The organism is Pseudarthrobacter sp. GQ63 (genome assembly GCF_059758765.1).
The window spans coordinates 70,471-83,310 of the sequence record NZ_JCAXEF010000002.1 but is presented as its reverse complement, the minus strand read 5'-3'; the positions used below and the strand labels follow the sequence as shown (position 1 = coordinate 83,310).

The window sequence follows — 12,840 nt, the reverse complement described above, 5'->3', positions numbered from 1 at the left end:
GCCCCGGGACCGTCCCCGGGGCGCCTGTCCCTTCACAGACCGCTGCCGATCCGGCCGCCAGGAGCCAGCATGCCACTCTCCCGCCAGGACCCGCCCGCCACCACCCCGCATCCTGTCCCCGCCGACGTGCCGCAGCCGCTGCTGGAACGGCCCGAAACCCGCCCGGCCGGTCCGCGCAGGTTTCTCCGCGATATTGCCCCGCCCTATGTGTCCAACGGTGCCATCGGGCTGGTCTTTACCGCTTCCGGACCCGTCGCGGTCACCCTGGCGGTCGGGACAGCGGGCGGGTTGAACCAGGACCAGCTCGCCTCATGGGTTTTCGGCATCCTGTTCTCCGGCGGGGCCGCGACACTGATCATGTCGCTGCTGTACCGGCAGCCGCTGGGGTTTGCCTGGTCCATTCCGGGCACGGTGCTGCTGGGGCCATCGCTGCAGCATCTTTCCTTCCCGGAGGTGGTGGGCACATTCTTCACGGCCGGCCTGCTCATTTTGGCCCTTGGGGCAACAGGTATGGTCCGGCGCATCATGGCGATGATTCCCATGCCGCTGGTCATGGCCATGGTCGCCGCCGTCTTCCTCCGCTTCGGCACTGACATCGTGTCCTCGAGCCAGGCCAATCCGGCGATTGCCGGCCCGATGGTGGGTGCCTTCCTGTTCCTGACTGCGGTGCCGGCCCTTGGAAGATTCCTCCCGCCGGTCCTCGGGACGTTGCTGGCCGGGGGCGTGGCGGTGGCCGTCAGCGGGCAGTTCGTCGCCGGTGTACCCGGGCCGCTTCTGGCCGTCCCGGTCTTCACTCCTCCCGCATTCTCGTGGGCGGCGCAGCTGGAACTTGTGGTTCCGTTGGCGCTGACGGTCCTCTTCGTCCAGAACGGCCAGGGCATCGCTGTTCTCCGGGCCGCCGGCCACCGTCCGCCCATCAACGTGTTTGCTGTCGTGTCGGGCGCTTTTTCCGTACTCAATGCAGGATTCGGCGCAGTTTCGGCCTGCGTGACCGGGCCCACCAATGCATTGTTGACGTCCTCGGGAACGAGGGAGCGCCAGTACACAGCAGCCGTGGTCTACGGCAGCCTCGCCGTGGTCTGCGCACTTCTGGCTCCTACCCTGACCCGGCTGATGCTCGCAACGCCCACCGAATTCGTCCTGGTCCTCGGCGGCATCGCAATGCTGCGCGCCCTTCAGCAGGCCTTTGTCACTGCCTTTGCCGGCACCTTCACCATGGGCTCCCTGGTGACATTCGTCGTGACCGTCTCCGGGCTGAATCTCTTCAACATCCACGCAGCCTTCTGGGGCCTTGTCATCGGATGCGCCGCCTCACGGCTGCTGGAGCGTCCGGACTATGCAGGATCGTAAACTTCGGACCGGCGGGTATGCCGAGCCACGTGATTGCTCCGGCGTGCGGCTGGCCGTTCCCGCCACAACCCGGTAGCGGACGCCGGACAACCCCCGAGCCGCCTTCATGCCTTGTCAATGCTTGGAAGTCCGGGAAACATCCGGAATCTGAGAAACCCTTTGAGTGCATTATTACCTTCCCTCATATCGGCAGTGCCCCGTCAAGACCTCCATCCCTAACGTGTTCGTCAGAAAATGCATCCAAGCCAGGCACCTGCCGGCCTCACACGAGTTAGGTATGCTAAGCCCAACAGCAAGGGGGCCCGGCATGGTCAAACGTAAAGCCACGGCGTTGGACGTGGCACGGCGGGCGGGCGTGTCCCGCAGTGCGGTATCACTGGTGCTCAACGGCAGGGCAACCGGCAATGTCACCGCAGAACGCCAGGAGCGCGTGCTCCGCGCCGCGGCAGAGCTGGACTACACGCCCAACTCGGTTGCCGTCAGCCTGCGCAACCAGCAAACGTCAACGATCGGCATCATTACGGATGACATCGTCACCAGCCCCTTCGCAGGCCGGCTGATCAGCGGCGCGTCCCGCACGGCCTTGGCCCGCGGGTACATGGTCCTGGTGGTGGACACGGAACATGACAAGGCCCGCGAGAGCTCCGCGGCGCAGCAGCTCGTCCACCGGCAGGTGGACGGAATCATGTATGCCGCCGGCAGCCTGCGCGAAATTACCGCCCCGCCGTCGATGCTGACCTTGCCGGCCATTCTGGCCAATTGCACCGATGCGGCCTCCGGGCTCCAGTCGGTCATACCGGCAGAGGTCGAAGGTGGGCGCGCCGCGGCACAGCTTCTGATTGACCTGGGCCACCGCCGCATCGCGCTGCTGACCGGAACCCTTAGCTCCCCTGCCGCCCCGCAGCGCGAACGGGGTTACCGCGAGGCGATGGAAGCAGCAGGGCTGGGTCGTGAACAACAGCACGTCCACGCGACCGGATGGGACATTGATGAGGGCTACCGGGCCGCTTCCTCCGTGCTGGGCGGCAGCAACCGGCCGACGGCGATCGTCTGCTCGAACGACAGGGTAGCCACCGGAGTACTGCTGTACGCGGCCGCCGCGGGACTGCGCGTACCGCAGGATCTGTCCGTGGTCGGCTACGACGACCAGCAGAACCTGGCCGCGAACCTTGTTCCCGCGCTGACCACGGTGGCGCTTCCGCACGCCGAAATTGGAGCGGCGGCCATGTCCATGCTGCTGGATTCGGTGGAGGGAAAAACTACGGCCACGGAGGAAACGGAAGAGGGAACGATCCACGTGCCCTGCCGGATTATTCCGAGGGCCTCCACCGCCGCCGTCCCGGCCGGCTAAGCAGCCGGGTGCTTCCGCAGCTGCTGCACTGCTGAACCCCTAAGGGACAGCCACCGCCAGCGCCCGCCTGTGTACTTTCCCCACACGGCCAGTCCTTCCTGCACGTTCCGAATGACGCAGCACAAGCAGCATCGAAAATCACTTGACACGTGTTAGGTCAGGTATTTACCCTACTTAACACGTGTTAGGAGGAACCGACAATGACGTCTGAGAAGACACCGGGGCAACCAGCCCCCTCATATGCACCGCGGCCCGGCAGCGGAATGTCACAACTCACGCGGCGTTCCATGCTCGGCCTTACCGGACTGGCCGTGGCGGGAGCTACCGTAGGAGCCTGGCCCCGACTTACCGGGACTGACATACCGGGCCGTGGCAGCAAGGCCCTGAACATCGCCATCCTTGGAACTGCAGCGGACGCCGCGGCCCGCCAGGGCCTGGTCCAGGCCTTTACCGCCGCCAATCCGGATATCCCGGTGCAGGTGCAGGCCATCCAGGGCGCGGACTGGAAGGATTTCTTTTCCAAAATCCTCACCATGGTGGCGGCCGGCACGCCGCCGGACGTCGTCTACGTGGCCACGGAGGGCGCCCAGCTTTTCGCCGACAAGCTCGCCGAGCCGCTGGATGATTATGTCCGCCGGGATGCTGCCGATATGGGCGACTACTTCGATGACGTTCATCCGAGCCTCCTGGAAGCCTTCATGTACCAGGGAAGCCTGTACCAGCTTCCGCTGGACTGGAACGCGGCGAACATGTATTTGAATACCACCACCTTCGCCCAGGCCGGCCTTGACCGGCCGAAGGACGACTGGACGCAGGATGACTTCAGCGCCACCCTGCGCGCCCTGCGGAAAGCACGGCCGGCGGACTTCACCCCGTACTACTGGACCAACCGTCTTTTTGGCGGAGTAGTGCCGTGGCTGTACGCCAACGACACCAGCTTCCTCACCGAAAGCAAGGCTTCCGGCGGTGACTGGCTGTGGGACCGCTTTTACCCCAAGGACCCTGCCCGGGCCACCCGCGGCGGCGGGTACCAGTGGCTGGCCCCCAACGCCGAGGACGCGCGGGTTGTCGAGACCTTCGACTACCTGCGCGAACTTGTTGCCGAAGGACTGGGCGTGCGGCCTGAATCCGGGGGCGGCAACGCCCTGGTTGGCTTGTTCGGGAACAACCGCATCGGCACCACGCCGGCGGGTGGCTACTGGGCTCAGGGCCTGCATGATGCGGGCATGACGGCTGATCAGTTCGATGTACAGTTCTTCCCCCGCTGGCGGACCCAGCGGCACCAGTTCGGCGCTGCCGGCTATGCGATCATGCGCACGGCGAAGGATAAGGACGCAGCCTGGGAATGGGTAAAGTTCTGCTCCAGCCGCGAAGCGATGCAGTTGGCCATTCCCAAGCCGAACACCACTCCCACCCGCCGCTCGATGGTGAACGAGTCCTTTTATGCCGCCACCGGGCCCCGGCACTGGAAGGTCTTCTACGACACCCTGGACAGGTTCCCCACCTCCGGTCCGATCCCCGCGCCGCCGCAGCAGGCCGCCGTGGAAACTGCCCTGATGAAAAATGTTTCCACCGCTGTCAGCGGCAGCTCCGCCGGCGTACGGACAGCGATGGGCACCCTGCAGCGTGATCTCGAACTGGCCCTCAGGAGGAACACATGACCACCACTTCCGCCGCCACGCGCCACACCGTACAGCCACCGGCCGCGCGCCGCTCGTTCGTCGAGCGATGGCTGGCGATGATTTTCCTGGCACCCACGCTGCTGGGGATGGCCCTGTTCACCTTCCTGCCGATCATCGGCTCGCTGGTCCTGGCCTTCTTCCGCTGGGACATCATCTCAGCACCCCAGTTCGTCGGTTTCGCCAACTTCGCCTCCCTGGCCCAGGACCCCACCGTCCGCGTGTCCTTCGTGAACACCATCGTGTTCGTCGTCGTCGCAGTAATCCTTCAACTCGGCATCGCACTCAGCCTGGCTTCCATGCTCCAGGCCAGGATGCCGTCCTGGCTCAGGGTCTTCCTCCGTTCCACCTTCTTCTTTCCCCTGGTGCTGTCCGCCGCGTCGGTGTCCATCTTCATGCGGTACATGTTCAACGAACAGTTCGGCGTGGTGAACTGGCTCCTGTCGCTCATCGGCATTCCCGCCGTCCCGTGGCTGACCAGTCCCGTGGCCTCCGCCGCCGTCGTCGTCCTGGTGTACGTCTGGCAGAACTTCGGGTTCTCCTTCCTCCTCTTCCTCGGCGCCCTGAGCAACATTCCGAAAGAACTGCACGAGGCAGCAAACCTGGACGGCGCCACGGGCTGGAAACAGTTCAGCAACGTCACCCTTCCGCTGATCAGCCCCACCGTGCTGGTCGCCTCCGTCATGGCGATCATCAGTGCTCTGCAGGTCTTCGACCAGCCGTACGTCCTGACCAACGGCGGTCCAGGGGATTCCACCCGCACCGCCGTCATGGTGATCTTTGAATCCGCCTTCCAGCAACTGGAATTCGGCGAAGCCTCGGCCATCGGCCTGGTCCTGACCGTGCTCATCCTTGCCGTCACCGCCCTGCAATTCCGCCTCAGCCGCCGCTTCGTCTTCTACCAGTGAGGTCCCTTATGTCCAGCCAGACCCTTCACACCGGGACCGACGCGCATTCGGGTTCCAGCTCCGGCACACCGGCCACCCGCAAGCCCTACCGCAACCGCCGCCTGCCCGCGGCAGGAACCGTCGGCAGGTATGCCGCGTTAGCGGTGGCTGCGGCGCTGACCCTCGGCCCTGTCCTGTGGACCCTGTCCACTTCGCTGCGGACGCCGTCGGAATCCTTCAACCTGCCACCGTCCTTCCTGCCCATCAACCCTGACTTCACCGCCTACCAGGAGGTGTTCAAGCAGATCAACGTCGGCCTCCTGGTCCTGAACAGCGCCTTGGTGACCGGGCTGATCGCGCTTGGCCAGATGGCTTCCGCCACGCTTGCCGGCTACGCCTTCGCCCGCCTGGACTTCCGCGGCAGGAAGGCCATCTTCTCGCTGGTGCTGGCCACGATGATGGTTCCGGTGCAGGTCACCATCGTTCCGGTGTTCATGCTCATCCGTGGGATGGGCCTGTCCGATACCCTGCTGGCCCTGATCCTGCCGGCCATTCCCACCGCCTTCGGCACCTTCCTGATGCGCCAATACTTCCTGGGCCTGCCAAATGACTTTGCGGAAGCGGCCGCCCTGGACGGTGCCGGACCATGGCGGATCTTCCGTTCCGTCTACGCACCCTTGGCGGTCCCGGGCATGGCCATCGTTGGGATCCTTGCCTTCAACTTCCACTGGAACGAGTTCTTCCGGCCGCTGATCCTCACTATCAGCGAACAGAACTTCACCCTCCCCCTCGGCCTGGTCACGCTCCAAGGCAACCTCGGCACCGGGAGCATATCGGTGGTCCTCGCCGGCGTAATCCTGTCCATGCTGCCCGCACTGGTCGTGTTTATCTTCGGCCAACGCACCCTGCGCGAAGGCCTCACAGCCGGCGCGAGCAAATAACACATACTTCTAAAAGGAACCCCATGGATACACTCACCTCGACCAGCACGGCAGCCACAACAGACAGCTACCGCCCGGTCCTGCACTACACCGCCAAGGACACCTGGCTCAACGACCCCAACGGCCTGATCTTTCACGACGGCGTCTACCACCTCTACTACCAGAACAATCCACTGGGAAACGTCTGGGGAAACATGTCCTGGGGCCACGCCACCTCCACCGACCTGCTGACCTGGACCGAACACCCCGTCGCCATCGCCTGCGACGAAAACGAAGACATCTTCTCCGGCAGCATCGTCCATGACCGTCACAACACCAGCGGATTCGGCAACGGATTTATTGGACCCCTCGTGGCGATCTATACCAGCGCCTTCAAACCGGGCTCCTTGCACGAGGGCGTCCAAGCCCAGTCCCTGGCCTACAGCCTGGACGGGGGCTACAGCTGGACAAAACACGGGGGCAACCCCGTCCTTAACCGCGGGTCCGCCGAGTTCCGGGACCCCAAAGTCATCTGGTACGACGGCGGCGCGGACAGTTACTGGGTGATGGTCGCCGTCGAAGCCACAGACTTCCAGGTGGTGCTCTACAAATCCCGCGACCTGCAGTCCTGGGAACTGCTGAGCACCTTCGGGCCGGCAAACGCCACCGGCGGGGTCTGGGAATGCCCGGACCTGTTTCCCCTGCCCGTGGACGGCGACCAGGACAACGTTAAGTGGGTCCTCACCGTCAACCTCAACCCCGGCGGTCCCAACAACGGCTCAGCCGGCCAATACTTCATCGGTGACTTCGACGGAACCACATTCACCTCCGCCAGCACCGTCACCGAGGGCATCCAGGACCCTGCCCGGCTCGGCGAATACCAGTGGCTGGACTGGGGCCGCGACTATTATGCCGCCGTCTCCTTCAGCGACGCTCCGGACAACCGCCGCCTCATGATCGGCTGGATGAACAACTGGGAATACGCCAACCACATCCCCACCACGCCCTGGCGCAGCCCCATGAGCCTCGCCCGCGAAATTACACTCCAGGCCCGCGACGGAGGACTGTGCCTGGTCCAGCAGCCCGCGGGCGATTGGAATGACCTGGCTGGCACGGAGCCGTTCCACCTTTCCGGAACCACCATCGACGACGGCGCGCAGGTCCTGGCGGGCGCGTCCGGCGCCGTCCAGCGCATCGACGTCAGCTTCACCCCCGGAAGCGCAGAGGAATTCGGCCTCATCCTGCGTGGAGACGGTGCGAAGGGAACCCGCGTGGGTATCCGGCCCGGGCAGGCCACACTCTTCGTGGACCGGCGCGAATCCGGCAGGACAGACTTCCACACGTCCTTCAGCTCCATTGACACCGCTCCCATCCTGGCCAAGCAGGGCACCTACGACCTCACCATCTACGTGGACCGCTGTTCCGTTGAAGTCTTTGCCCAGGACGGCCAGGTCACCATGACCGAACTGATCTTCCCGGCGGAGAACAGCACCGACGTCGCCGTATACGCCGTCGGCGGCACGGCGACCATGAACAGCCTCCAGGCCACGCAGCTCGGGTAGGGCAGCACCAAAGCAAGGGAACAACAGACATGCACAACAACGGGAACCCGAACGCTCCCGGGCAGGCGTTGGACGTCGTCGTTATCGGGGAAGCCCTGATGGACGTCGTCGCCACGCCTGAGGGGACCAATGAACATCCCGGCGGGTCACCGGCCAATGTCGCCTACGGCCTGGCCCGCCTGGGGGTGAGCACCGGACTGCTCACGTCCATGGGCACTGACGGCCGTAGTGATGCACTCGAGGAGCACCTCACCGGTGCCGGGGTGATGCTCTTGCCCGGCTCCCGGTCGCTGGAGAGAACGTCGACGGCGACCGCCACCATCGCCCGCGATGGCTCGGCGAGCTACTCCTTCGACATCACCTGGGATGTGGAACCGCTGGATCTTACCCAGACTCCGCCCAAGCTCGTCCACACCGGTTCGATCGCGAGTTTCCTGTCACCGGGCGCCGTCGGCGTCAAAGCCATGCTTGAGGAACTCCGCAGCGAGTGCATCATCACCTACGATCCCAACATCAGGCCAGCCCTGCTCGGAACACAAGCCGAGGCACGGCACACTTTCGAGGAACTGGTGCACCTCACCAGCGTCGTCAAACTCAGTGACGAGGACGCCGCATGGCTTTACCCGAGGAACGCCTTGGAGGAAACCGCCACGCACATCCTGGGTCTGGGGGCGGAGCTGGCAGTCATTACCAGGGGCTCATCGGGCTCATTGCTTGCCACATCCACCACCACCCTCAGCATTCCTGCAGAAAAGACCTCCGTGGTTGACACCATCGGCGCCGGCGACTCCTACATGTCGGCCCTGATCCTGGGACTCCTCACCCGCGGAACCTGCGGCCTGGCGCCTTCCGTCCTCCACCAGCTGGGGTGCACGGCGGCCGCTGCGGCCGCGATCACCGTATCCCGGGCCGGCGCCCGGCCCCCAACCGAAGACGAACTCCGCACACAGCTTCAGCATCAGCCCCAGCTGCATTCGCACGCGTAGCACGTACCTCCGTGCGGCGCCCTGCGCACGGGACTTCACGCCGGGAAATGTAACCCTTGACACAGATCTAGTAACGCGCGTAACCTCTTCTATATGCGCAAGTAACGCGCGTTACCTATGTGGCAGCACCACCGACTATCACCGGAGCATTCAATGGCGAAAACCACCACCTCGAACCATGCCGGGGCTGCGCGGCAGCGGGGTGTCACCATGAATGATGTTGCCAAGCACGCGGGGGTTTCCCGGACCGCAGTCTCGTTCGTGCTGAGCAACCGCGAAAATGCCAGTATCTCCGAGGAAACCCGCACCCGGATCAACGAAGCTGTCCAGGCCTTGGGCTACCGCCCGAATGCCGGAGCACGTGCACTGGCATCCCAGCGCAGTGACTGGTACGGAATTGTCACCGAGATCGTCACGGCACCGTTCGCCGTCGACATCATCAAAGGTGCACAAGACCAGGCCTGGCTCGACCGCAAGTTCCTGCTTATCGCCCCCTCTGACCAGGCCGATGCCGTAGGACCCAACCAGGGCCTGGAAGACGCCGCAACGGAAAAGCTGCTGGAGCAGCGCGTGGAAGGACTTCTGTACGCAGCCACATTCCACCGTGGCGTGCACGTGCCCGAAAGCGCCAAGGAAGTACCCACCGTCCTGATCAACTGCTTCGACGCCGACGGGAAGCTGCCCTCGATCGTCCCGGACGAACGCGCCGGCGGCCGCACCGCCGTCGAACGCTTGCTCCGGGCCGGCCACCGCAGGATCGGAGTCATCAACCTGGACCCGGCCATTCCGGCAGCAATCGGGCGCTTGGAGGGTGCACGCGAAGCACTCGCCGACGCCGGACTTGAGCTGGACCCGGAGCTCGTGGTGCCCGGATATGCAACGGCCGACGGCGGGTATGAGGCCGCGTGCCGCATCCTGGACCGCTACCCGCAGGAGGACAGGCCAACAGCGCTGTTCTGCCTTAACGACCGCATGGCGATGGGCGCTTACGACGCCATTAAGGAACGGGGCCTGACCATCCCCGGAGACATCGCCGTGATTGGCTTCGACAACCAGGAACTGATTGCGGCCTACCTCAGGCCCAAACTGACCACGGTTGCGTTGCCGTTTGAAAAAATGGGCGCCCTGGGAGTCCAGACGCTCGCAGCTCTGACAGCAGGACAGCCGATTATTGCCGACCAGCAATTGGTCGGCTGTCCGCTGCTAGAACGCTCTTCGGTCTGACCGCGAAATCACTTTCGAAGAGCAACCCCTCCCCCACCCCTTCACCTTGCTGATGAAGATAGGAAAGAGATAACCATCATGACACAACCCCGATTCCTGAGGGCTGCCCGCACCACGGCGGCCGGGCTGGCGGTAGGCGCACTGCTGCTGACCGGCTGTGCGGCCAACGGCAACAAGGCTGCCGGCACCGACGCCGCAGCCAACGCCAGCGCCTTCCTCACCATTCCGCGTGAGGACATGGGCACGTTCGTGCAGAACTTCAACCCGTTCGCCCCCACCGTCAACCCGATGGTCCAGCAATCCATCTACGAGTCGCTGCTGATCTTCAACCCGGCCAAGGGTGACACCGTGCCGTGGCTGGCCACTGAATGGAAGGCCGCCGACGACGGCAAGTCCATCACCTTCACCCTGCGCGACGGCGTTAAGTGGTCCGACGGCCAGCCCTTCGTGGCCGAGGACGTCGCCTACACCTTCGAGCTCCAGAAGAAGATCAAGGGTGGCTTCGAGTACCTGGACACCGTGAGCGCCGAAGGCACCAACAAAGTGACCTTCACCTTCAACAAGCCGTGGTCGCCGGCCCTGTACGACGTCGGGCACCTCACCATCCTGCCCAAGCACATCTGGTCCGCCCTCGCCGATCCGGAGAAGGAGGCCAATGCCAAGCCCGTCGGCACAGGCCCTTACACCGAGGTTGACAGTTTCCAGGCCCAGTCGTTTGTGCTGAAGAAAAACCCCAACTACTGGCAGCCGGAAAAGCAAAAGATCGCCGGTATCAAGATGCTTGCCTTCGCAGGAAACGACGGCGCCAACCTCGCCGCCGCGAACGGCGATGTGGACTGGGCCCCGCAGTACATCCCGAACATCGAAAAGACGTTCGTTTCCAAGGACAAGGAACACCGCCACTACTGGTTCCCGGCCACGGGCGCCATGATCAACTGGCAGCTCAACACCACCAAGGCGCCCTTCAACGATGTTGACGTCCGCAAGGCCCTGAGCATGGCCGTTGACCGGGAGCAGGTCACCACGATCGGCATGAGCGGCTACGCCGAGCCTGCGGACTGCACCGGGCTCTCCGGCAACTACGAGACCTGGAAGAACAACGAGGTCAAGGAGAACTGCACCTGGACCAAGCTGGACGTCCAGAAGGCCAATGAGCTGCTGGACAAGGCGGGCTACCCGAAGGGTGCCGACGGCAAACGCACGCTCAAGGACGGCAAGCCGTTCGAATTCAAGATCTCCGTGGGCGCATCCTCTTCCGACTGGCTGTCCGTGGCCAACGTGATCGCGCAGAACCTGGCAGAAGTCGGCGTCACGGCAAAGGTGGAGTCCCCGGACTGGGCTGCCGTGGTTGCCGGCTACGAAACGGGCGACTTCGACTCCGGCATCGTCTGGAGCGCCAACGACCCCAACCCGTACAAGTACTTCAACTCCTCCATGGGCACGGCCACGGTCAAGCCCGTGGGCACCAAGACATTCGACAACTACCACCGCTTCGGCGACGCCGAGGCTGACGCCCTGCTGGCCGAGTTCGCGGCGGAGTCGGACGAGTCCAAGCAGAAGGACATCGCCAACAAGCTGCAGGAAGAATACGACGACGCAGCACCGCTGGTGCCGCTGTTCTCCGGTCCGGAGTGGGGCGCCTTCAACGACACCCGCTTCACCGGCTGGCCCACCGAGGACAACCCCTACGCAACCCTTTCGGTCCGCTCACCTTCTACGGTGCTCGTCCTGACCACGCTGGAACCGCGCAAGTAGTCCCCACCGCCGCCCCAGCCTCGCTCCGCTTCGGCCAGGGAACCCTCGGCGGCGTGGGCCCATCACGCACCACTGCTGGCCGCCGGATCATCCGGCGGCCAGCCCCCAAACTTTCCGCAATTCCCGAAATGGAGGGAAACCGTGCGCTTTATCCTGCGCCGCCTGGGTTTCTACCTGATCGCCTTCTGGGCATCCATCACCCTGAATTTCCTGCTCCCCCGCTTCATGCCCGGGGACCCCGTCTCGCGTATGTTCGCCCGCACCCAGGACAGAATGCAGCCGGAACAGATCGAGGCCCTGCGCAAGCTGCTCGGTGTCGATGACCGGCCCCTCTGGGAGCAGTACATCGGCTACATGACCAACATCTTCACCGGGCAAATGGGCGTTTCCATCTCCCGTTTCCCCACCCCGGTCACCGAGGTCATTGCGTCCCAGATCGGCTGGACCCTCCTGCTCGGCGGGACTGCACTGGTGATTGCCGCCGTCGTGGGTAACCTGCTGGGTGTCCTCGCCGCCTGGCGGCGCGGGGGCGCGATCGACTCCGCGCTTCCGCCGCTGCTCGTGTTCATCGGCTCGTTCCCGTACTTCTGGCTCGCGATGGGCGCTTTGTACCTTTTCGGCGTCGTACTGAACTGGTTCCCCATCCGCCACGCCTTCACCGCCGGCCTGGAGCCCGGGTTCACCTGGGAGTTCATCGGCGACGTCGGCGCGCACCTGGTGCTTCCGGCCCTGACCATCGTGCTGGTCTCCATCGGCGGCTGGATGCTGGGCATGCGGAACACCATGATCGCCACCAACTCCGAGGACTACATCACCATGGCCGAAGCCAAGGGACTCCGCCCGGGCCGCATCATGCTCCGCTACGCAGCACGCAACGCCATGCTCCCCTCGGTCACAAGCTTCGGCATGGGACTGGGGTTCGTGGTGGGCGGTGCGCTGCTCACCGAGGTGGTGTTCGCCTACCCCGGCGTCGGATACCAACTCCTCAACGCCGTCCAGGGCCTCGACTACCCGCTCATGCAGGGCCTGTTCCTGACCATCACCGCCGCCGTGCTGCTGGCCAACTTCCTGGTGGACATCCTCTACGTCCGCCTCGACCCGCGCGTGCGCAGCAACTAGAGGAAGC

The 12,840-nt window shown here is 64.4% G+C and carries 10 protein-coding genes; all 10 read left to right on the top strand.

Going from position 1 to position 12,840, the window contains the following annotated elements; translation table 11 throughout:
* Window positions 1–69: 69 nt before the first annotated feature.
* Window positions 70–1,350, top strand: a complete 1,281-nt coding sequence (locus tag AC6CHP_RS04865) for a benzoate/H(+) symporter BenE family transporter (protein WP_498228355.1) — start codon at window positions 70–72, stop codon at window positions 1,348–1,350.
* A 307-nt stretch (window positions 1,351–1,657) separates the two neighbouring features.
* Window positions 1,658–2,701 carry a LacI family DNA-binding transcriptional regulator gene (locus AC6CHP_RS04860; protein WP_498228354.1) on the top strand — a complete coding sequence of 348 codons (1,044 nt, stop codon included), beginning with the start codon at window positions 1,658–1,660 and terminating at the stop codon, window positions 2,699–2,701.
* A gap of 263 nt (window positions 2,702–2,964) precedes the next feature.
* Window positions 2,965–4,362 (top strand): extracellular solute-binding protein, encoded by a 1,398-nt coding sequence (locus AC6CHP_RS04855; protein ID WP_498228353.1) that lies wholly within the window; start codon window positions 2,965–2,967, stop codon window positions 4,360–4,362.
* Window positions 4,359–5,288, top strand: coding sequence for a carbohydrate ABC transporter permease (locus AC6CHP_RS04850; RefSeq protein ID WP_377191920.1), 930 nt, complete (start codon window positions 4,359–4,361; stop codon window positions 5,286–5,288). Before AC6CHP_RS04855 ends, AC6CHP_RS04850 begins: the two co-directional genes overlap by 4 nt.
* An 8-nt stretch (window positions 5,289–5,296) precedes the next feature.
* Window positions 5,297–6,208 carry a carbohydrate ABC transporter permease gene (locus tag AC6CHP_RS04845; RefSeq protein WP_104187425.1) on the top strand — a complete coding sequence of 304 codons (912 nt, stop codon included), beginning with the start codon at window positions 5,297–5,299 and terminating at the stop codon, window positions 6,206–6,208.
* A gap of 23 nt (window positions 6,209–6,231) precedes the next feature.
* Complete coding sequence (locus AC6CHP_RS04840) at window positions 6,232–7,749, top strand: glycoside hydrolase family 32 protein (protein ID WP_498228352.1); 1,518 nt, start codon at window positions 6,232–6,234, stop codon at window positions 7,747–7,749.
* 29 nt (window positions 7,750–7,778) lie between these two features.
* Window positions 7,779–8,735 carry a carbohydrate kinase family protein gene (locus AC6CHP_RS04835; protein ID WP_498228351.1) on the top strand — a complete coding sequence of 319 codons (957 nt, stop codon included), beginning with the start codon at window positions 7,779–7,781 and terminating at the stop codon, window positions 8,733–8,735.
* A gap of 153 nt (window positions 8,736–8,888) precedes the next feature.
* Complete coding sequence (locus AC6CHP_RS04830; protein ID WP_498228350.1) at window positions 8,889–9,959, top strand: LacI family DNA-binding transcriptional regulator; 1,071 nt, start codon at window positions 8,889–8,891, stop codon at window positions 9,957–9,959.
* Window positions 9,960–10,037: 78 nt separating this feature from the next.
* On the top strand, window positions 10,038–11,714 hold the full coding sequence (locus AC6CHP_RS04825; protein WP_498228349.1) for an ABC transporter substrate-binding protein: 1,677 nt from the start codon (window positions 10,038–10,040) through the stop codon (window positions 11,712–11,714).
* A 141-nt stretch (window positions 11,715–11,855) separates the two neighbouring features.
* Complete coding sequence (locus AC6CHP_RS04820) at window positions 11,856–12,833, top strand: ABC transporter permease (RefSeq protein ID WP_377191908.1); 978 nt, start codon at window positions 11,856–11,858, stop codon at window positions 12,831–12,833.
* Window positions 12,834–12,840 lie beyond the last annotated feature (7 nt).